Source organism: Bacillus sp. ISL-45 (genome assembly GCF_018613195.1).
GTDB lineage: Bacteria > Bacillota > Bacilli > Bacillales > Cytobacillaceae > Mesobacillus.
The window spans coordinates 21695-43305 of record NZ_JAGGQQ010000006.1; the positions used below are offsets into that span (position 1 = coordinate 21695).

General features: G+C 43.5%; 19 protein-coding genes and 1 riboswitch. Of the genes, 10 read left to right on the forward strand and 9 right to left on the reverse strand.

Annotated elements, in window-relative coordinates:
* Window positions 1-142 precede the first annotated feature (142 nt).
* A complete protein-coding gene (locus J7E35_RS08310; RefSeq protein WP_214778781.1) occupies window positions 143-676 on the forward strand; it encodes a DUF1572 family protein in 534 nt (177 codons plus the stop codon).
* 13 nt (window positions 677-689) lie between these two features.
* On the opposite strand, the gene J7E35_RS08315 is transcribed toward J7E35_RS08310, so the two are convergent.
* Window positions 690-1121, reverse strand: a complete 432-nt coding sequence (locus J7E35_RS08315) for a DUF4395 domain-containing protein (protein WP_214778783.1) — start codon at window positions 1119-1121, stop codon at window positions 690-692.
* Window positions 1122-1293: 172 nt separating this feature from the next.
* Here J7E35_RS08315 and J7E35_RS08320 point away from each other — a divergent pair, with 172 nt between their 5' ends.
* Together J7E35_RS08320 and J7E35_RS08325 are read left to right on the forward strand one after the other, a co-directional pair.
* Window positions 1294-2307, forward strand: coding sequence for a VanW family protein (locus tag J7E35_RS08320; RefSeq protein WP_214778785.1), 1014 nt, complete (start codon window positions 1294-1296; stop codon window positions 2305-2307).
* A 110-nt stretch (window positions 2308-2417) separates the two neighbouring features.
* Window positions 2418-2564, forward strand: coding sequence for a hypothetical protein (locus tag J7E35_RS08325; protein ID WP_214778787.1), 147 nt, complete (start codon window positions 2418-2420; stop codon window positions 2562-2564).
* Window positions 2565-2627: 63 nt separating this feature from the next.
* On the opposite strand, the gene J7E35_RS08330 is transcribed toward J7E35_RS08325, so the two are convergent.
* Window positions 2628-2846: a hypothetical protein gene (locus J7E35_RS08330; protein WP_353049995.1), complete on the reverse strand. Its 219-nt coding sequence runs from the start codon at window positions 2844-2846 to the stop codon at window positions 2628-2630.
* A gap of 217 nt (window positions 2847-3063) precedes the next feature.
* On the opposite strand from J7E35_RS08330, the gene J7E35_RS08335 reads away from it, so the two are divergent.
* On the forward strand, window positions 3064-3285 hold the full coding sequence (locus tag J7E35_RS08335) for a hypothetical protein (RefSeq protein WP_214778789.1): 222 nt from the start codon (window positions 3064-3066) through the stop codon (window positions 3283-3285).
* 31 nt (window positions 3286-3316) lie between these two features.
* Here the strand turns inward: J7E35_RS08335 and J7E35_RS08340 are convergent, their stop codons facing one another.
* The 6 genes from J7E35_RS08340 to J7E35_RS08365 form a co-directional block, all read right to left on the reverse strand.
* On the reverse strand, window positions 3317-3607 hold the full coding sequence (locus J7E35_RS08340) for a hypothetical protein (protein WP_214778791.1): 291 nt from the start codon (window positions 3605-3607) through the stop codon (window positions 3317-3319).
* A gap of 137 nt (window positions 3608-3744) precedes the next feature.
* The gene (gene metH / locus J7E35_RS08345; RefSeq protein WP_214778793.1) at window positions 3745-7197 is read right to left on the reverse strand and encodes a methionine synthase; all 3453 of its coding nucleotides are present in this window, start codon (window positions 7195-7197) and stop codon (window positions 3745-3747) included.
* The gene (locus tag J7E35_RS08350) at window positions 7178-9040 is read right to left on the reverse strand and encodes a bifunctional homocysteine S-methyltransferase/methylenetetrahydrofolate reductase (protein WP_214778795.1); all 1863 of its coding nucleotides are present in this window, start codon (window positions 9038-9040) and stop codon (window positions 7178-7180) included. Before J7E35_RS08350 ends, metH begins: the two co-directional genes overlap by 20 nt.
* Complete coding sequence (gene metC / locus J7E35_RS08355) at window positions 9040-10218, reverse strand: cystathionine beta-lyase (RefSeq protein WP_214778797.1); 1179 nt, start codon at window positions 10216-10218, stop codon at window positions 9040-9042. The genes J7E35_RS08350 and metC overlap by 1 nt, the downstream gene beginning before the upstream one ends.
* Entirely contained in the window at window positions 10215-11330 is a 1116-nt protein-coding gene (locus J7E35_RS08360; protein WP_214778800.1) for a methionine biosynthesis PLP-dependent protein, read from the reverse strand. Before J7E35_RS08360 ends, metC begins: the two co-directional genes overlap by 4 nt.
* Before the next feature lie 175 nt (window positions 11331-11505).
* Window positions 11506-11618: riboswitch (SAM riboswitch) on the reverse strand.
* Between the two features lie 426 nt (window positions 11619-12044).
* The gene (locus J7E35_RS08365) at window positions 12045-13631 is read right to left on the reverse strand and encodes a M4 family metallopeptidase (RefSeq protein ID WP_353050000.1); all 1587 of its coding nucleotides are present in this window, start codon (window positions 13629-13631) and stop codon (window positions 12045-12047) included.
* A 296-nt stretch (window positions 13632-13927) separates the two neighbouring features.
* Between J7E35_RS08365 and J7E35_RS08370 the strand changes: the two genes are divergently transcribed.
* The 5 genes from J7E35_RS08370 (at window position 13928) to J7E35_RS23665 (ending at window position 19033) form a co-directional block, all read left to right on the forward strand.
* Window positions 13928-15670 carry a carbon starvation CstA family protein gene (locus J7E35_RS08370; RefSeq protein WP_214778808.1) on the forward strand — a complete coding sequence of 581 codons (1743 nt, stop codon included), beginning with the start codon at window positions 13928-13930 and terminating at the stop codon, window positions 15668-15670.
* A 59-nt stretch (window positions 15671-15729) separates the two neighbouring features.
* Window positions 15730-15993, forward strand: a complete 264-nt coding sequence (locus J7E35_RS08375) for a cory-CC-star protein (RefSeq protein WP_213367584.1) — start codon at window positions 15730-15732, stop codon at window positions 15991-15993.
* An 11-nt stretch (window positions 15994-16004) separates the two neighbouring features.
* On the forward strand, window positions 16005-16970 hold the full coding sequence (locus J7E35_RS08380; protein ID WP_214778810.1) for an ArsA family ATPase: 966 nt from the start codon (window positions 16005-16007) through the stop codon (window positions 16968-16970).
* Window positions 16971-17084: 114 nt separating this feature from the next.
* Window positions 17085-17762: a hypothetical protein gene (locus J7E35_RS08385; RefSeq protein WP_214778812.1), complete on the forward strand. Its 678-nt coding sequence runs from the start codon at window positions 17085-17087 to the stop codon at window positions 17760-17762.
* Between the two features lie 71 nt (window positions 17763-17833).
* Complete coding sequence (locus tag J7E35_RS23665) at window positions 17834-19033, forward strand: thermonuclease family protein (protein WP_214778814.1); 1200 nt, start codon at window positions 17834-17836, stop codon at window positions 19031-19033.
* A 136-nt stretch (window positions 19034-19169) separates the two neighbouring features.
* Here the strand turns inward: J7E35_RS23665 and J7E35_RS08395 are convergent, their stop codons facing one another.
* On the reverse strand, window positions 19170-19949 hold the full coding sequence (locus J7E35_RS08395; protein WP_214778816.1) for a hypothetical protein: 780 nt from the start codon (window positions 19947-19949) through the stop codon (window positions 19170-19172).
* Window positions 19950-20235: 286 nt separating this feature from the next.
* On the opposite strand from J7E35_RS08395, the gene J7E35_RS08400 reads away from it, so the two are divergent.
* On the forward strand, window positions 20236-21486 hold the full coding sequence (locus tag J7E35_RS08400) for an ATP-binding protein (RefSeq protein ID WP_214778817.1): 1251 nt from the start codon (window positions 20236-20238) through the stop codon (window positions 21484-21486).
* Window positions 21487-21611 lie beyond the last annotated feature (125 nt).

Consider the following 21611-nt stretch of genomic DNA (forward strand, 5'->3'; position numbering starts at 1 on the left):
ATCATCGTTTAACCTATTGGTTTTCGAACTCATAATTACTGGATATCCGTACAATGTGATTAATAAAAAATCCTTATCTTGATAAAACAAAGAAGGGATTCTCTCTTTTCGGAGGAATAATTAGTTTATGGAGGTGTAAAAAATGACTTATTTAAATTTGGCCACTGAGAATTTCAAGAACATAAAAAATCAGTCTGAAAGAGCGATGGAGCAATTGAATTTTCAGGAGCTTCATTATTCGCCAAACGAAGAATCAAATAGCATTGCCATTATTGCTAAGCATATGAGCGGGAATCTTCAATCAAGATTTCGTGACTTTTTGACAGCGGATGGTGAGAAGCCTGACCGCAACAGGGACGGGGAATTCGAAGGTACATTTCCCACTAGGGAGGCACTGATATCACATTGGAATGCTGGCTGGACTGTGCTTTTTCAAACACTTTCACAGTTATCGGAGGAAGATTTGGATAAAACAGTCTTTATAAGAAATGAACCGCATACTGCCATTGAAGCGATCCAGCGTCAGGTTGTCCATCAAGCAACCCATGCTGGGCAGATTGTCTTTTTAGCGAAGATAATCAAGAATGAGGAATGGAACACGCTCAGTATTCCAAAGGGTTATTCACAGCAATTCAATGAAAAAATGATGGGGAATCAAAACAAAGAAGAGACCTAACGGAAGGTCTCTCTTAAGAATTAACTGCATGTTTTTTTGGTTTGTATTTAGACCATTGAAAACGAATGAAGCAGCCAATGCAAAATCCGAGGATTGCTATAAATGCGGCTAAAGCTACCATTATAGTAAATATATTTGCCAACAACGTTAAACCATTGGCATAGGCAATCAGTCCGCCTGCTAAGCAGCCAACAGCGATTTTTTGATTGAACTGTTGTTGATCCCACTCCTCCGGGATATAATCCGATTTATTCTTGCTAAGGAAGCTGCTCGCTATTCTCATTACCGGATTATATCCAAATAACAGCCCTGAAATGCCAGCGAGAAGTGGCAAAGCCAAAATCCATTCTAAACCTGTTAACCAGGTACTAATTACACTTAAGACAATAAACCACTGATTTGTTCTAACCAGGGGCCGAGGAATTGTGCGAATTTCATCAGTCATTTCAATTCCTACCTTTCATATTGGTTTATAAGTATTTTATCTTTTTTTTCTTGAAAAGTGAAGCCTTAGGTATTTATTTTTATTTTTTAAAGAACTTGCGGAAATATGGAAAAGTATCCCTGAATATAATGGAATGCTGGTTTTAAATATATAGAGGAATGATGGGGGTAACATGGGGAGAAAAATGAGGGTTATTTGGCTGTTGATTGTTGCGGTATTCATTGGATTGGCTGGCTGTTCGGAATCTACTGCAAAGAAAGCTGAGACAGAGAATAAGGTGAATGAACAGGAGGGCGAGCAAGAAACAGAAAATGCAGATGAAGGAAATGAGCCTGTTAAAGAAGAAGAAGAGGCTCAACCAATTGTAGTGAATGTTATCGAGCCTACCACTCAAGAATTGGTTCGATCACTTACACCGGAGAAGATGGGTTATGGAAATGACAATGCAAGGTATAGAGCAGAATTGGAGAAATGGGCCCGACAATTGGCTCGCGGGACGGATACGAAACCTGGGTACGACCAAAGGATGATTCCGGATAAGCTTGGTCCGGATGGACAGGTGATTAAAGGGAATCCTTTAATTGTTTTGGAAGAAGCGGAGCTAGTTGAAAAGATCCTCGAGGCTTCAGAACTAGGGGGAAATGTCGAGCTGCCACTTTATGTAACGGCGAGTGGTTACCAACTCAATGATGCTGCTCAGCTGGGCGAGGTTGTTGTTGGAAAATACACAACCTATTTTAACGCTTCCGTTGCAGGCAGGACGAAGAATATTGAACTGTCAGCTGAGGCTATTAATAATGTTATCTTGGGAACTGGGGATGTGTTTTCATTTAATACGACTGTCGGACCAAGCGATGAAGCACATGGCTATCAGCCTGCTGAAGAAATTGTGAACAAAAAGCTGGTCATGGGGATAGGAGGAGGCATCTGCCAGACTTCGTCTACTTTATACAATGCAGTTGATGTTCTAGGTGTTGGATATGTGGAAAAACATCATCATTCCTTATCTGTAGGCTATGTCCCAGAAGGAAGGGATGCAACGGTTTCCTATGGAGGCAAGGATTTCAGGTTCGAGAACACAACAGGCGTGCCACTTTTACTGAAAGCAATAGTGGGAAAAGGGTCTTTGACCGTAGAAGTGAGGACCTCCAAAGAGTACCAAGCTCAAATGAAGAAAGGTATTTAATGGTCTTAAGCTGATTCCGCCAAAAGATGGAGGAAGAATCAATCTGATGGTGAATGTTTCCATAATTCAAATCCCTTATTCTTGATTTAAGAATAAGGGAGGCGAAAGATATGGAAATGAATTATTTAGCATTAGAATATATATGGAATACAAAGAAAGAAGAAATGAAGAGAAAACATGATTATTGGGAAACTTATAAACTTTATCAAGAGTTTAAAAGGATTAAGTGGAGTACTTCGTTAAGAAGGAATAATTAATCGAATACTTCCTAATAGCAATACAAAAGAAAACAGCGGCTAATATACCGCTGTTTTCTCCTTTTAGGATGTCCGCCTTTTTTCATTAACATTCACCAACAAGCCGCGTTTGATCCAATAGTCAAAGTTATCCACCGGAAAAACACTCCGATTCTCCGCGTTGTTCATTTTGATGATTACGCTGCTGTTTGAAACCTCTAGAACCTTCAATCTGTCTGAGTTATACATATTGGGCAAAAAGCCATTAAGGATTTCGAACTCCATGTTATTTTTGTATTCCACCTTGAACCTCCATCTACTTTATGAAAATAATATTTACCAGATATAGTTTTATTATCCAAAAAATTAAAAGAAATATGTCATCTTTGCCACCAGGTATAGCAGTTCCAGTAAAGATTTCGCTAAAGACAAAATTTAGTTTCCTGTCTGGCTATATTTACAGCTAGATAACAGAAACTATATAGCGACAATGAAAAACATTTGAAAGGGAAGATGAGATGTGAGGAATAATCGTTATATACTTGGTGAGGGTTTTGAAGCTAAAGCTGTTTCAGATGCTTTAAGGCTTCAGCTAGATGTAAATCGAATGGATCATATTAACGTAGTTGCTATTGAGAAAAGGAATGAGGTGATTGTACAGGTACCGGAAGCGAGTGGTGATTTGGAAAAAGTTATTGAGAGCTTTATGTCAAGTTACCAAACACAAATCATACAGGAATAAAAAGTATCCCCGGACGAACCGGGGATCCTTCTTAAAATGGATCATTATTAGTATTAGAATATGATTCAATTGCATGCTGCAGGGCATTATAGGCTTGTCCGAACGCGCCTGCGGAAGAAATATCACCTGCATTCTCAAGAGCCTGTTCTGAGTGTTTGGCTTGACTTAATGAGCGGATAACATCTTCAATCATTGTGCCTTTGTCACCGTATTGTTCCTTTGCATCCTGAAGCTGGCGAATGCTCTGACCTAAATCATTCGATTCAGGATTTGTATAAGCCTTTTCTAGCTCACTTCTGATTTGCTGTAAAAGTTCCTTCATTAGTTGTCCCTCGTTTCGAAATATTTGTGCCATTGAGTATCTTTACCGATAACAATAGTTGTTATTCGGGATACTTAAGGTCAGAATCCTCAAATCGATAAAACCCAGTACTTTAAAATACTGGGCTTCGATTCCTATTAAGTTTTCAACACATTGAAATACCTTGCGTCTGGATGGGAGAAGACCATAGCTGTGACCGATGCCTCGGGCTCCATCATGAATCCTTCGGTTAAATTAATCCCGATATCTTCTGGTTTGATCAAGTTGAAAAGCTTTCTTTGATCTTCCAGGTCTGGGCAAGCTGGATATCCGAATGAAAATCGCTGGCCTTGATACTTGGCGGCGAAACGGTCCTTCATTGTCATAGCCGGTGTGTCCGGGAAACCCCAACGATCACGGATTTGGCGATGGATCAATTCCGCGAATCCTTCTGCCGTTTCAAGAGCAAGTGCCTGGAGTGCATGGCTTTCCAGGAATCGCCCTTCGTTTTTCAGCTGTTCTGCTGCCTGGCGAATTCCTGCACCTGCTGTCACTGCGAACATTCCGATGTAATCCTTTTCGGAATCACTGACAGGGCGGACAAAATCTGCCAGGCATAATCCAGGTGAAACCTCTTGTCGCGGAAATTCAAATGTTTCTGCAATTTGATCGGGTTTTTCAGGATTAAATACATACAGCCTATTTCCATCTGACTGGGCAGGGAAGAACTGATAAACGGCCGCAGGTTTAATCCAATTATTTGTCTTGGCTTCTTTTAAAAGGGATTGGACTACTTCCTGGAGCTTGACTGCCTTTTCATTGCCATCAGCCAGCAGTCTTTCTACCTTTCCCTTTAGTCCAAGGTGATGCCCCAGAAGCATTTGCTGGTTTACATAGGGCTCAATATGGGACAGGGAGTAGGATTTAACAAGGTGCCTCTTTGTATCCTGCGGGATGAATACCGGTGCCTTTGCTGTTACCTTTGGACGTTCTAAAACGGTTGTGGCAGAAGTTCGGCCCGTTGTCGTATAGTCCTGCTTATCCATCGCAGCTTCTTTCTTAGCCTTTTGTTCAGTTAAAAATTGTTCGTACCCGTCCGGCTCCTGCAATTGATTCGCAATCGACAGCCCATTCATCGCATCTTTTGCATATAAAACAAGTCCGTCATACTCCTTAGCGATTTTCGTATCAGTGAATTTCCTTGATAAGGCAGCGCCGCCCACAAGGATAGGAGTGTCGATGCCAGCCTGTTTCATATCATGGGCAGTCAGCACCATCTGCTGTGCAGATTTAACAAGCAGTCCTGAAAGGCCAACGATATTTGGTTTTTCCTTTTTAATCGCCTCAATAAGGGCAGTTGGTGTCACCTTGATTCCTAGATCGACAACATCATAACCATTATTGCTGAGGATAATATCCACCAGGTTTTTGCCAATATCATGGACATCGCCCTTTACAGTCGCTAGGAGCACCTTTCCCTTTGCTGCTGTTGAATCATTTTTCTCCATATGTGGCTCTAAATGGGACACAGCCGCCTTCATGACCTCTGCACTCTGAAGGACCTCCGCCACAATCAACTGGTTGTCATTGAACAGCCTGCCAACTTCTTTCATCCCGTCCATCAATGGACCATTGATGATATCAAGCGGGGCAGAGTAGGCTTCAAGTGCATGATCAAGGTCGGGAAGAAGGCCTTCTTTCGTTCCTTCAACTACATAGTAGGAGAGTCTTTCTTCAAGCGTCATATCAGGCAGGGTGCTTTTTGTTTCTTTCTTTTTACCCCGATAAAAATCGGTGAATTCCGCAAGAGTTTTATCGGTTGTATTGAATAATAAATCTTCGGCCATTTTAACTTCTTCAGAACTTATTGAAGCAAAACGCTCTAGTTTTTCCGTGTTCACAATTGCGTAGTCTAGGCCAGCCTGGGTGCAGTGGTAAAGAAATACTGAATTTAACACCTCACGGCCAACAGGAGGGAGGCCAAAGGAAACATTGCTGATTCCAAGAATCGTTTGTGTTTCCGGGAAAGTTTCTTTGATTCTCCTGATTCCCTCCACGGTCGCTTTCGCTGATCCAATATATTGTTCATCCCCGGTGCCGACTGGGAAGACAAGCGGATCAAAAATCAAGTCCTGTGCCGGTACTTTATATTTATTGACAAGAAGGTCGTATGACCGATTGGCAATTTCCAATTTTCTTTCAGCGGAAACTCCCATACCTTCCTCATCAATCGTTCCTACCACGACAGCTGCACCATATTTGTGGATAAGGCGTGCAACTGATTCGAACCTTTCTTCGCCATCCTCCAAATTGATGGAATTGATGATTGCCTTACCCTGCGAATAACTCAATGCTTTTTCAATTACCTCATCATCAGTAGAGTCAATCACAAGCGGCGCTTTCACTTTTTTAACAACTTCCTTAATAAAACCTTCCATATCTTGAAGTTCATCTCTGTCCGGGTCAGCCAGGCAGATATCGATGACATGGGCTCCATTTTTTACCTGAGCCCTCGCTATTTCTGCTGCTTCCTCCAGTTTGCCTTCTGAGATCAGGCGTTTGAATTTTCTGGAACCGATCACGTTCGTCCGTTCACCAACCATAATTGGCCTTAGTGTTGGATCATCATAGATGAAAGGCTCAATCCCCGAAACCATATGCAGCTTATTTTCTTCCGTTTGCCTTGGCGGGCGTTCCTGCATTTTTTCCGAAATCGCCTTAATATGTGCAGGAGTAGTGCCGCAACAGCCGCCAACAATATTAAGCCAGCCTTCACGGGCAAAGTCAGATAGCTTCTGAGCGAGCGTGTCAGGCGTTTCATGATATTGACCTTCCTCATCAGGCAGCCCAGCGTTCGGATAACAGCTGACAGCAGCAGTCGAAAGGGAGGACAGGGAACGCAGATGTTCCTGCATGAACTCCGGTCCGGTTGCGCAATTAAGTCCGATCGCAATCGGATTCATATGCTGGACTGAAATATAAAAAGCTTCAATAGATTGGCCAGCAAGTGTCGTGCCCATTGGCTCAATTGTGGCAGAAATCATGAGAGGTAGTTCTTTGCCACTTTTCTGAAATGCACGCTGGATGCCGGTATAAGCCGCTTTTACGTTCAACAAGTCCTGGCTCGTTTCAAGCAGGAGCAAATCGACATTCCCATCGATCAAGCCAAGCGCCTGTTCTTCATAGGAAGCAGACATTTCTTCAAAGGTTGAGCCACCGGTCACGCTTAGTGTTTTGGTAGTCGGACCCATTGAACCAGCCACAAATCGCGGCTGGGAGGGAGTGGAGGCCTTGTCAGCCGCTTTCCTGGCAATAAGGGCGGCTTCTTTGTTGATTTCATAAGCTCTATGGCCGATGCCATATTCATCAAGGACCAGGCTCGTAGCACCGAAGGTATTGGTCTCCACGATGTCTGCACCGGCTTCAAAGTATTCCCGATGGATATTTTCAATTACTTCCGGAACAGTTATATTCAGGATTTCGTTACAGCCGTCATATTCTTCTCCGCCAAAATCTGCGGGGGTCAAGTCTGCCTGCTGGAGCATCGTTCCCATCGCTCCGTCCATGATCAGGATTTTATTCTTCATCTGTTCAGTTAACAAGGTTGACATTCTGTTTCCTCCTCTTTAGAAGGCTGCTGCACTCATTAGCGTAGCTCGATAACTCAACACTCATCTCATAATTCATAAAAGGTGTGATGATATAGATTCCGTTAAACAGTTCTGCTGCAGCCTCAATCAAACCTTTTGTAATCGCGATGCCTTCCTTTTTGGACAGCAGCGGTTCATTATTGAATTTCGCCATAATGTTGAGTATTTCCTGTGAAATCTTGATGCCGGGAACTTCATTATGAAGGAATTCAGCATTTCTGCTGCTTGTTAGCGGCATGAGTCCGATATAAACAGGGGCATCAATATGCTTTGTTGCTTCATGGACCTCCAAAAGCATTTTTTCAGAGTAAACTGGCTGGGTGATGAAATAATCTGCACCAGCGCGGATTTTCTTTTCCATCCTCATGACAGCCTTTTCGATGGAACGAACATTTGGATTGAAGGCAGCACCAATAGAGAATGCACCTTTTTGTCCTAAATCTTTTCCAGAATAGGAGAGACCATCATTAAACTGTTTGATCATCTCTATTAGCTCGAAGGAAGAAACATCAAAAACAGACGAAGCACCAGGAAAATCACCGACACGGGCAGGGTCACCCGTTACGGCTAACACGTCATGCAGCCCGAGTGTATGCAAACCCATTAAATGTGACTGAAGGCCAATGATGTTCCTGTCACGGCAAGTTAAATGTACAAGTGGTCGCAAACCGATTTTTTCTTTTACCAGATGGCCGATAGCTGCATTTGAAATTCTGGGTGAAGCAAGTGAATTGTCTGCAAGGGTCAAGGCATCAATACCAGTTCCCTTTAATGCTTTTGCTCCTTCAAAAAAGCGTGTCGTATCCAGTTTTCGAGGTGAGTCAAGCTCCACGATTACGGATGGACGTTCTTTCACCACTTGATGAAGTGGAGCTAAAGGTCTTTTTACGTCAGCGGGTGTGACAACAATTTTCGGCTTCTTTGCAGGGAGTTTCTTATCCAACACTGGCGGCAACCCTTTTAGCTCATCAGCAAATGCTTTGATATGTTCTGGAGTCGTTCCGCAGCAGCCGCCAATCAGCCTGACTCCCTGGTCACGGAAGCTGCGGGCAGACTTGCCGAAGTACTCAGGATTGCCTTCGTAATGGAATTTACCATCTGTGTAGGCAGGCAGTCCGGCATTCGGATAGGCGGAAAGGAAGGCCTTTGATGGCAGCTCTATCTGCTCAAGACTGGAAATCATATGATGGGGACCAAGTCTGCAATTCAGACCCACAAGATCAGCGCCAAGATCCTCTAGTCTATTGAAAACTTCCTGAAGCGGGGTCTGGTCCTGCATGATTCCTATTTCCTGGAGGGATACCTGAGCAATGATTGGCAGGTCGGTCTCCTTCCGGGCTATCTCAAGAATGGTCTCGATTTCTTCCATATCATAAAATGTCTCTAATAAAAGTCCGTCTACGCCCTCAAGGAGTAAACAGTATAGCTGCTCCCTGAAGCTTCTTTTAATTTCCTCAATCGGGATGGCGGAAGGCCTGATTCCCCGGTTGCCGCCAATCGTGCCAAGTACATACGCATCAGTGCCTGCAGCCTGTCGGGCGAGCTTTACCGCCGCACTATTAATCTCTTTTACCTGATCCTCGAGCCCATATCTTTCAAGTTTTATATAATTGGCTGCGTATGTGTTCGTCTGGATTAAGTCGGCACCCGCATTTATATAGGCCTTATGAATCTGTATTACTTCTTCAGGATGGGAAATGTTCAACTCTTCAAAACAGATACCGGCTCCATAAGAGTGGAGGAGAGTGCCAATTGCTCCATCGGCAATTAATATTTCATTTTCCAGTCGTTTCAGGAAACTCATTAGACTTCCTCCTTTTGTGCTGCTAAAGTTCCTATGTAATCAAAAGCTTGCTCAAAGTCCGCAATCAAATCGCCGGCGTTTTCCAGCCCGACAGAGAGTCGAAGGAGGCCATCAGTGATTCCACGCCTTTCTCGTTCGTCCTGCGGCATGGCCGCATGTGACATTTTTGCAGGGTAGGAGAGGATGGATTCTACTGCTCCAAGGCTGACTGCAAAAACTGGAAGTTTCACTTGTTCTATAAATCTAGTTAAAACCTCCGCATCTTCCAGTTCAAATGAAAGAACCGCTCCTGGCCCATATGCCTGCTGGATCTGAAGGTCTGACTGCGGATGATTCGCAAGACCAGGGTAAAAGACATCCTTGATTAAAGGCTGCTTCTTTAAAAATCCAGCGATTTTCTTTGCGCTTTGCTGAGATTGGTTCATTCTGACTGACAAGGTTTTAATGCCTCTCATGACAAGCCACGCATCCTGAACCCCCAGGACTGCCCCGAACGAGTTCTGCAGGGAATAAAGCCTATTGGCCAGTTGTTCATCCTTAACTACCGCCAGACCCGCCACAGTATCACTGTGGCCGGAAAGAAACTTTGTGGCGCTGTGAAGGACAATATCAGCTCCAAGTTCAAGCGGACGCTGCAAGTATGGAGTCATGAAAGTATTATCAACAAATGTAAGTGCGCCGTGTTTCTTCGCTATTTCGCTGATCGCTTGAATATCTGTTACCTTCAACAGCGGATTAGAGGGAGTTTCAGCATAAAATAATGCAGTATTTGGCCTAATCGCTTGTTCTACCGCTTCAAGGTCTGTCATGTCCACAAAAGTATGCTCAATTCCAAAACGGTTCAAAACATTAGTAACCATTCGATATGTCCCGCCATAAACATCCTCGGTGATGACTACATGATCTCCCTGAGAAAGAAGCAAAAAGGCAGTTGAAATGGCAGCCATCCCGGAAGAAAAAGCAAAACCTCGTACACCGCCCTCTAGCTCGGCGATTATTTCCTCAAGTGCCTCTCTGGTTGGATTAAGGCTGCGGCTATAATCATATTTTCCGAACTTGTCTGCCGACGGCTGGTGGAAGGTTGAGGCATGCTGGATCGGTACGCTTACTCCACCGGTTGCAGGGTCGAATTTATGCTTGTTATGGAGCAGATGGGTTTCGAATGTATATCTGCTCATATCGCTTCTGCCTCCTGGCTTGCCTTTTGGAATGCGTCGTCTAAATCATTTATCAGATCGGCAACATTTTCGATTCCCACAGAGAATCGAAGCAGTCGGTCACAAACCCCGGTTTTTTCACGAATTTCAGCTGGGATATCAGCATGTGTCTGAGTCGCAGGGTAGGTAATGAAGCTTTCGACGCCACCAAGGCTTTCTGCAAAAGTAATGGTTGATAGACTTTTAAGAAACGGATTGACCATAGCAGGAGAGTGTACTCTGAAAGAAATCATTCCGCCTCTGCCTGGATACAAGACATCCTTCACTGCATGATGATTCTGCAAATAATCTACCAGTTCCCTGGCATTTTGCTCGTGGCGTTCCATCCTTAATGCCAGTGTTTTCATCCCGCGAATGAGCAGCCAGGAGTCGAAAGGACTTAACACCGCACCACCGCCATTATGATGAAGGAAGAGGGAATCACATATCTGCTGTCCCCTGGCAACGATGAGCCCTGCAAGGACATCATTGTGACCTCCAAGATATTTAGTTGCACTATGGATCACGATATCTGCACCTAAAGCCAATGGTTTTTGCAGCAGGGGGGTGTAGAAGGTATTATCCACAATCAGCAGAATACCGCTCTCTTTTGCGATATTTGCGATGGCTTCAATATCAGCCTGCTCCATCAGCGGATTTGTCGGCGTTTCTACAAAAAGAGCCTTTGTCCTATGATTGATTGCGGATTTGATTTCGTGTAGATCTGCCATGTCAGCATATGTACTATTTAACCCCCACTTTTTGAAACCCTGCTCAAGAAGACGGTAAGTTCCTCCGTATAAATCCTTAGAGACAATCCATTCATCCCCGTGTTCAAATAAGGACAGAACGGTCCAGATTGCTGCCATTCCGGAACTGCAGGCAAATCCCCGTTCACCTTCCTCAAGGTCTGCGATCGCTTTTTCAAGAATTTCACGAGTAGGGTTGCCAGTGCGGACATAATCATATCCGCTCGATTGGCCAATCCCTTCGTGGCGGTATGCCGTCGTTAAATAGATTGGTGGGTTGACCGCACCTGTTGATGATTCACTTCTGTTGCCAAGCTGCGCTAACTTCGTATCGATTTCTGCCAATGTATTCACTCCTAATGAAAGATAGTCAGATGGCAATTTTTGTTTTATGAAAAGACGAGATAATCGACTTAAAAGGGACTTGATCTACAATTTTGCAGGAAGTCGGTTACGAGAAGTCCCTAATAAAACAAAAAAGCCTTCTTAAGAAGAAGACTTTTACAGTTGATAGCCATTCTTCTTATCTGCCAAGTTTTTAAAACTTGCTGGAATTAGCACCTTTTCAACAAAAAATAGTTGAAGGTTGCTGAAGCTTCACAGGGCCAGACCCTCAGCTTCTCTGGATAAGATTTCATATTATTGAATTATTAAATTTCTCTAAATATTACAGCCATTATTGCAGAATGTCAATCATTTTATTAAAGCGGTGAAGTATATATGCAGAAGATTCCTATAGTGTCAGTTTAATTAAAGTATCCGTCATGGCATAGTGATTCTGTTTTGACAGCTTTTCAGTGTGTGTGGCCAAAGCTGTCAAGATTCTGCGGGTTTTGTGACAACTATTCTGGTTTCGAGGTCAAAGCTGCCAAAATTCCCTTTGTTTTGTGACAGTTTTTCATGATCCTAAGCCAAAGCTGCCAAGCTTCAGCAGACTCAATCCAGCTTACTCAAAACCATAATTCTATTCTTTCATTCAAACGAGAAAGCGCGGGAGCATCAGCATTGAAAAACTGGCTCACAAGAATAAATGAGCCAGTCTTACTAAATTTAAAGTTATTAATATATTCCTACAGCATCAAATGCTTTGTTGACAGCTTCAACTTCTGCCGAAGCTACACCATACAGGTCTTTTGCTGCTTGTACAGTTCCTGCCCGTGCCTGGCTGAAATTCGTGGAAGAAGTGAAATACACAGTGTTTGCACGGTAGAAGATCGCTCCCATTTTATCTGTTCCGACTCCCGGGACCGATACTCCATAATGTGAACCGCCTTCGCTCAGAAGGTAGGCAGCTTTATTGATGATTCCGCTGTTGATATGGACTCCGCCATTGTCGGATGTTCCAGTATAACGTTTCGAATAGTGATCCGGATCACCATATTTTGTAGGGTCACTCATTGAACGAAGGGCGTCACCAGCCGTATTTGGAGTGTAGATATCTTCGCCAATCTCGAAATCTGGGTTATTGTTGTCATGGAATTCAGCAAGTGTGCCGAAGATATCGGAAATCGCTTCATTCAATGCACCTGATTCATACTGGTAAACCAGGTCAGAACTGAAATCAGTCACAGCATGTGTCAGTTCATGCGCCACTACGTCAAGAGCACCGGAAAGCGGGATGAAGGTAGCGCCATCTCCATCACCATATACCATTTGCTGCCCATTCCAAAATGCATTGTTGTAGCTTCTGCCGTAATGGACTGTGGAATTCAGCGCTGCGCCATTGTTGTCATATGAATTCCGGCCAAAAGTGGTTTTATAGTAATCATAAGTGAGGCCTGCATAGTAGTGGGCATCTACTGCGGCTCCGTCATAAGCAGCGTTCAGGTTATTATCCGCATCGACCCAGAGGGAACCTGGCGTTCTCTGGCGGTTCTTGGCATCATAGGTGAACACACCATTTCCGCGAGTATTGTCCTGTAAGTAATAAGAGCCATTTGAAAGAAGCGTGTTCAACGACTTCGTGTCACCCAGCACTCCGACACCTGATCCAACCGTATCTGCTCCGTTTAAAGAAGGATTGTTTTTTCCAGCAGTATCAATGGCGTTGTATTTATTAATAATTTCACCTGTAACAGCGTTGATAAAGTACTGGTAATTGCCTGGTTCAGGGCTCAGGAAGTTCAACGTGACATGGTAAGCGTACACTGCTTGATCCTCACCAGGATAAACAACAAATTCAGCCGTTGGCGTTACTTCATATTCAGGCTTGTAGCCCAAATCACCTTCAGCCACGGCAATTGCATCTCTCTGGGATTTTTTGCTGGAGACTTTTAAAAGCTTGTCGCCCAGTCCCTTGCTGACAGTTCCGCTAAAAACCTTAAGAACACCGTTTTCGTCAACTCTGGCTGCCTGTGTTGCTCCCCAGACAGGAACTCCATTATAGACCTGCTGCAGTCGGACAATATCTCCGCCAAGCTTGTCTGCTTCCTGAGATTTAACAGCAAAACTATCATTTGTTCCCAGATTGTATTTTCCTTTCGAAGCTTTCAGGTACCCAAGGACAATATCCTTTGCTGCTTTCTCTGATGGATTTGTCAGCTTGCCAGCAACAAATTCAGGTACGCCATGGCTTTTCGTAAACTTGTTGGACGGTGAATCTGCTGATGGGGCGGCAAAGCCTGTGGCAGCAACCAATCCGCTGATTGCAAGGCTTGCTGTCAAACTTAGGGAAACGACTTTCTTCAAATAAATTCCTCCTAAAATCAAATTCTATCTAATAGGAATTAGTAGATTATCATATTTATACTTTAATAGTCTGAACATTTCAACAACTAAGTCTAAACTCGTCGAATCTGTAGGTTGGGAAATATTTTTGATAGAGGGATGAATGCTTGAATACAGGATTTTAAGAAAAGTAGTCAGAATTTATTGACTAATTAAGCAATATATTTTTATTATTAAGTTGTAATACCAACTCATAAAAAAGGAGGTTAATAAAAATGAATTCTTTATGGTTAGCCGTGATTGGGATGATTGTCTTTGCGATTGGCTATCGCTTCTATTCCAAGTGGGTAGCAGAAAAGATTTATCGTCTAGATCCTAACTACGTTACGCCGGCACACCAGTATTCGGATGGGGTGGATTTTGTCCCAACGAAGAAAATGATTCTATGGGGCCACCATTTTACCTCTGTAGCCGGAGCTGCACCGATTGTCGGGCCAGCAATCGCTGTATATTGGGGATGGCTTCCTGCATTCCTGTGGGTTACTTTGGGGACGGTCTTCGCGGCAGGTGTCCATGACTTCGGAACTCTTGTCCTTTCAGTCAGGAATAAGGGGCAGTCAGTAGGTACCATCACAAATAAGCTGATAGGCAAACGTGCGAAAATCATGTTCTTATTCATTATTTTAATACTTGTTTTGATGGTCAACGCCGTTTTTGCATGGGTCATCGCGAACTTATTTGTCAGCTTCCCGGCAAGCGTCCTGTCCGTATTCCTGCAAATTCCGCTTGCAATCTGGATTGGCTATGCTGTTTATAAAAAGAAAAAAGGGATGCTTCTGCCTTCATTGGTCGCACTTGCTGTCATGTATGGTGCAGCAATCCTGGCCAGCCGTGTACCGGCCTTGCAGATTGATCTTGTGAAATATTTTGGTGGAGCGGATAACACCGTCATGTTCGGGCTGAGTGGTGTATCAATGGCATTCTTAGTCTGGATTATCGTGTTGATGGTATATGTGTACATTGCTTCAACACTGCCGGTCTGGAAGCTCCTTCAGCCTCGTGATTATATTAATTCACACCAGTTGGTTGTTGGTTTATTCATTTTATATGCTGGGTTAGTCTTCCTTCAGCCCGAGGTTACAGCTCCTGCGATGAATGCAGCGGCTACTGATGTTTCCTGGTTCCCGCTATTGTTCATCACAATAGCCTGCGGTGCGATTTCAGGGTTCCATGGACTGGTTTCTTCAGGTACATCCTCCAAGCAGCTGGAAAAAGAAACGGATGCCCGTTTTGTTGGATACCTTGGTGCGGTTGGGGAAGGTGTTCTTGCGCTGATCGCCATCATCGCGGTTGTCACCGTTTTTGCGACAAAAGCTGACTTTACCGCTGCGTATTCAAGCTTTGCGGCTGCAAGTTCAGGCGGTCTTGGCAACTTCATCAATGGTGCTGCCCAGCTTGCGACTGGCATTTGGATTCCGGCGGACATCGCTAGGACAATTGTTTCTATCATTGTTGTCAGCTTTGCCGCTACAACTTTGGATACTTCAGTAAGATTGATGCGTTATATCATTGCCGAAATCGGAAGCGAATACAATGTCCAGGCTTTGACTAAAACCCATGTAGCTACAACTGTCGCAGTTGTTTCCAGTGCAGCGCTTGTACTATTGCCGAAAGGCCCTAACGGATTCGGTTCTGGTGGATACCTGTTGTGGCCGCTGTTCGGAACAAGCAACCAGCTATTGGCAGGTGTAAGCCTTCTGCTCGTTTCCATCTGGCTGAAACGTCAGGGAAGGAATTACTTCGTTACCTTCATTCCAATGGTTTTCGTTTTCTTCATGACACTCTGGGCTATGATTCAGCAAGTCGTTTTCCAGTGGTCTGGATATGGGGGCGGCGAGCTGAATATGCTGCTCTTTGGTATCGGCGGACTGATTCTGATATTTGTCTTCTGGATTATTATCGAGGCAGTCGCAGCCTTCAGCAGGAATAATCCACCGCCATTAAGCAAGGAAATGTAATGAAATGGAGGCCGGGCGACCGGTCTCTATTGTCATTTTTAGAAAGAGAGGTAATCAAGATGGGTTTTTATGAACAATTTAAGCGTGCCATAGCTGTGTATGATGAGATTCTCAGGCAGCCGCACAGGACCGAAATAGCCCGTGAATTGAGAGATGAAGAAGACCTGTTTATGCTGCTTTGTTTTTCAGAAATGCTCGGCCTGCCCAACCCGGCATTTTACTATACGCTTGAACTCTACCCTGTCATCATCGAGCGTTTTCATGATTGGCATCTGAGGGCCGGAATGGAAAAATCCCCGCTTGAAGGAATACGCTGCTGTTAGGAGGAAGTGTAATGGATATGCTGGAAAAGAAGATCTATTTTATCGGCGGAAAAGGCGGCGTTGGCAAAAGTACTACATCTGCAGCCATGGCGCTCTTACTTGCGCAAAAAGGGAAAAGGATTCTGCTGGTTTCAACCGATCCCGCCCATAATACAGGGGATCTATTCCACCGGAACTTTACTGGCGGTAAAATTGAAAATGCAACCCGGAATCTTGATGTACTGGAGATTGACTCGGAGCAGGAGTCCAGGAACTATATCAATAGTGTAAAAGGCAACTTGAAAGGCCTGGTGAAAGCGACGATGCTGGAGGAGGTTAACAGGCAGATTGACATGGCAGCATCCTCGCCTGGTGCAGAAGAGGCAGCGCTGTTTGACAAGATCACCTCATTAGTCCTGGAGGAAATAACAAATTATGATGCCATTGTTTTTGATACAGCACCGACAGGACATACAATCAGGCTGCTGACACTTCCGGAATTAATGGGCGTTTGGATGGACGGGCTGTTGGAACGGCGCAAAAAAGTGAATGAAAATTATGCACAGTGGATGAATGATGGTGAAGTGGTTGAAGACCCTTTATATGATAAGCTTAATGAACGAAAAAACCGTTTTAAGCGTGTAAGAGAAATCTTGCTTGATGGCATACAAACCGAGTATGTGTTTGTACTAAACGCCGAGCGCCTTCCAATCCTTGAAACGAACAAGGCAATCGAAACATTGCACCAGCACGGTATACATGTTAACTCGATCGTTGTCAACAAGGTCATCCCCAAGGAGGCAGACGGAAGGTTCATGGCGCAAAGGAGAACGAATGAGCGTTTGTATCTTGATGAAATCAAAGAGAAATTCAAAAATCAGAGACAGGTTTTCTTGCCGCTCCTGGAGCAGGATATTTCCTCGCTTAGCACATTGGAATACATTTCAGGTCTTTTGGGAAAACAAATCGATTCAGTCTTAAACCATATTCAAAAGTAGAGTTTTCATTTTATTTATTAGGGTTATATAAAAACATGGATAATTTTTTTGAGTAGCATGGAAACTAAAGCTAATGATTGGCGGAGAATTTGTTTTACAGAAAGGGGCACGAAAATGAGGCGGATCTATGCCGGTTCGATTACATCTTATAGTCAGTTCGGACATTTGAAGGTCCCAAAGGGCATTAGAAATATCTGTCCAGTATGCAAGGAAAAAGTTGAATTTGTTCTTAAGTCGACATATCAGAGCAGCAAACATGGGCTGATGACTGAAAGTGCTTGTCCCTCATGCAAACATAGTGTTCCCTTTGTTATCATTACAAGGGATCACGAGACCCAGCCCGATGTGTACATATATGATCCACAGAGCTCCACAGATCCGACAAGCCAGATACAGCATATTCCCAAAATACCCGAAGAATTGATAAGGGCTTATAAATCGGCAGTCAGCGTCTATCTTTCAAAAGAGAATACAGCCACTGCGGTACTGGCCAAGCGTGTCATTGAGAATGTTCTAAAAAACTTTTTAGGTGACAAGGCAAAGGGCATGACACTTGATCAGCAATTCGAGATATTACCAGACCATATTAATTTAGTAAATCCAGTTACCTCATTAAGCCCCTTGATGAAACCTGAAGGGGGACTCCATAGGATGCTTGAGTTGGAAACGGACATGGATGATGAAATGACAGAACTAATAATGGATTTACTGGAGGATTTGATCCAGTATCTGTTCGTATTGCCCGGAAAAATTGAAATGACCCGGGAACAAATTGAAAAAAAGTTAAATTGAATTGACTTCAAGCAGCTTCCACGGGAGGCTGTTTTTTTGGTATAGTAGGAGGGGTAAAAGGGGGAGCAGCTGTGAATTACATAAAAAACTTTAGTGTGATACTTGCCATCCTGATGGCATTTTTTATTTTACCAATCCTTGCCTCGGCGCATAATGGCTCACGGGATGAACTTGGCGGCCATTTCCGCAATGCAGATTGCGTATATATCCTTCATGAGCCAACGTCGATTGCGAAAAGCGCAGACAATATCGGCGAGCTTATCCGATTGATTCATCAGTATAACAGTAATTCTGATTGTGCAGCCGGACTCAATGAGGAAAAAGTAGATTTGGAGGGGAATACTTTCTCAGGGGCAGGGAATGATGCTTCTGAATCCAATCAGGCTGCAGGCGAAATGCCTAAAGCTGAAGTTTCTACCGGCAAATTGCAGCTTGGAAAAATGTATGAAGCAGAATTGTCTGATTGCATAGACGGCGATACGGCTGTGTTTACGATGAACGGCAAAGACTATAAAACACGTTTTCTCTATATTGACACTCCTGAAAGTACAAGGACGAAGGAACCATTCGGACCTGAAGCGGCACAGTATACATGTTCCTTTTTAAAGCAGGGAAAAATTAAACTTGAGACGGATGGCGGGAGCCTTTTCGATAAATATGATCGACTTCTAGCATGGGTTTGGGCAGGAGACAAGCTGCATCAGGAGGAAATCACGAAGGCAGGACTGGTCGAAGACTTTTACGATTATGGCAGTTATAAGTATGAAAATCGAATCTGGTCTGCGATGGATTATGCAGAAGATAGTGGAAAAGGCATATATGCAGCTACAGATGGTCCAGAAGAGGGAAATGAACAATCACAAGAGCAACCAAAAAACCAAGATGATCATACCAGCCAAGAGCAGCAACCTAAAAATGACAGTGAAGAAAATCAACAAGATAGTCAGCCTGAAGACAGGAAAGAAGATACCAAAGTAACAGACCAACAGCGTGAATCAAAACAAGAATCCGATCAGGCTGACACTGCTGACGAAGAATTTGACTACAGCTTTTTAATCGGCCTGTTGTACGCCTTGTTATTTTACCTCACCGTTCCCATAAAGAAGGCGATGGGGAAGCGGACGCTGATCGCTCACAGGTTGTGGAGCAAAAAATGGCCGCTCAACCTGTTACTTGGCGTAATTTATGCTTACCTTTGCTACATTACCTTACTACTATTGCTAGTGGAAATACTTCATTTTTTTAAGAATAAAAGGCGTAAGAGAAAGTAACGAACACTATCGGATGGAAAAAGGTAAAAATGTCCGTCATCAGGGTTATGACGGACACTAACTGCGGGAATACCCGAAAAACTGACCGTCATCCTTTATGGGTGGCGTTTTCTATTTTAGCTAGAACCCAGCTTTCCTATGGTGACGCGATCTTCAGCATTTTGAAGAAATCATCTCGATTATATGCCTCGTAAAGCAGTCTTTCATGATTGAAAATGGCGTAATACGGCAGCGAATCGATTTTTAAATCAGGGAATTGCTGGCGTGCTTCCTCAAGGTTGTTAATCTTCAAAGAATGTGCCTTGTGTACATATTTGTTATTTACCTGTTCGAGAGCCCAATTTTCCTGCAGCGCTTCTGGTTTATACAGTTCAAGTACAGCCAAGTAGCCTGGTTCTTCGGCAAGTTGTGCCTGATAAGCAACCACTTTTTCAATGATTAATGGAAAAGCATAATGATAGACTTGATCTCCACTGGAGGCCTGGATGATTACGGTACTTTGGCCAGCCACATTGTTAAAAGTATAGGTATCATCAAAAACTGTTTCCAGCGGAAGATTCCCCATCTCCAAATCTCCTTGTCCCTCTGAGCGGTAAACGGATATGTTGTCTATTCCCGCCTTTTCAGGAAAAGTAATCTTCATTTCGCTGAACGGCTTCACACTGACAGGCAGCTGATCATGGAACAGGATTGGCGGCTCATCCTGGTCGATGACAGGTCCGGTGCCTTTTTCTACCCAGGCAAATGTACCTGATTTATATATAACTTCCTGGTCTCCAACGGTGATTACTGCTTCTGGAATACTGTAAGACGGTTCTTTTTCCTGTTCCTGCATAAGCGTCCGGTATCTATCTATTGTGAAAATCAGCAATATCGCGATGAGAAGTATTCCATATGGGAGCCATTTACTTTTCATAGTTTGTATTCTTTGAAGTTAGCACCATTTCGATTTCCTCATCCGTTGGTGGTGGTAGCACTGGGTTTAGATGAGCATTCAACCTATCAATCTTCTTATGCAGTCTAACAACATCAATGAGTATGAACAAAAGTAAAACAATGATTAACCACATTAACATATGAAACACCTCTCTTTTTTCAAATATAAAACAAAAGGCATGGAATAGAAAGGTGAAATTGGATAAAATTTGCGCTGCGCACTGGATTATAATACTATCTTAGTGAGTATAAATGGTGGTGTTACAGTGGAAATTACAAAGCATTTATTAATGAATCTCTCACTTCTTCTTGTCCTTTTGTTTTTTACACAGTTAATCATTGAAAGGCAAGTGAAGGAAGAGAGCCGAGAAAGATATCAATTATTCTATTTTATTATATCGATTTTTACCTGTTATATTTTTTCGGTACAAGTCCAGGATGGCATTCGCTTTGACCTTCGACAAGTGCCGATGATTCTTGGAAGTCTCTATACTGGATATAGTTTTCTGCTTGCAGGCGTCACAATCCTTATGAGAGGTTTTTTAGGCATAAACGATGGGTTCTGGGTCTCGGTGGGGGTCTTTGCAGTGCTTGCCATCCTTCTCAAATGGATTCATCCCTGGTTCAATAGGCTTACTCTGAACAGCAGAGTAGGTATTTCGGTTTTATTGACCGTAATCACTTCTTTTCTGCTAATGCAGATGGTCGCCGTAGTCAGCGAACCAGTCAGACATCCGGAAGCCTGGATTAGTTTCATTTTGATTCCTGCCCTGACTTCAGGTCTAATCAGCTATTCAATAGAGACTATTCGTCAAACATTCATTATCCGGCAAAGACTAGCTAAGGCCGATAAAATTGAAGCCGTCAGCCATTTAAGTGCGGCTATTTCTCATGAAATCCGTAATCCACTTACAACTGTAAAAGGATTCCTTCAACTTCTCGGTGAGAAAGGTTATCCTGATGAAAAGAAAAAGGAATTCATCGATATTGCCGTACAGGAATTGAATCGTGCTGAAGAGGTCATTAATGACTATCTTACTTTTGCAAGACCTGCTTTTGAAAAGGAAGAGCAAATCGAAGTCGATAAGGAATTGAATCAGGTTCTTAATGTACTAAATCCATTGGCTAACCTTAATGGTGTGAAAATAATAAAAAAGTATAGTCCGGGATTAGTCATATCAGGAGATCGTTCCAAATTCAAGCAAGGATTCATCAACCTGATCAAGAACGGTTTGGAGTCTATGCCAAACGGCGGGGAACTAATCGTCCAAACCTTCCGCACCGGAACTGTGATCCATATCCTTGTGAGAGATACAGGCCTCGGGATGACTGAAGAACAGATTGCCCGCCTGGGAGAACCATACTACACGACAAAAGGGCAGCAAGGAACCGGTCTTGGCATGATGGTGACTTTCAGCATAATCCGTGCAATGAGAGGTAAGGTAGAGGTCAAGAGCCAGGTTGGCACAGGGACAACCTTCCATATCCGCTTCAGCAATATAATAGAAAACAGCTAACATTCTCCGTCCACCGATTTGGGGTGGTATTGGTTTTTTTCTACATTTCTCAGCAGAAATCTTCTGCCAGAAATAAGGGACTATAAACAAGAATTTGTCAGGTTTGTCTTTTGTTGACATTAAAA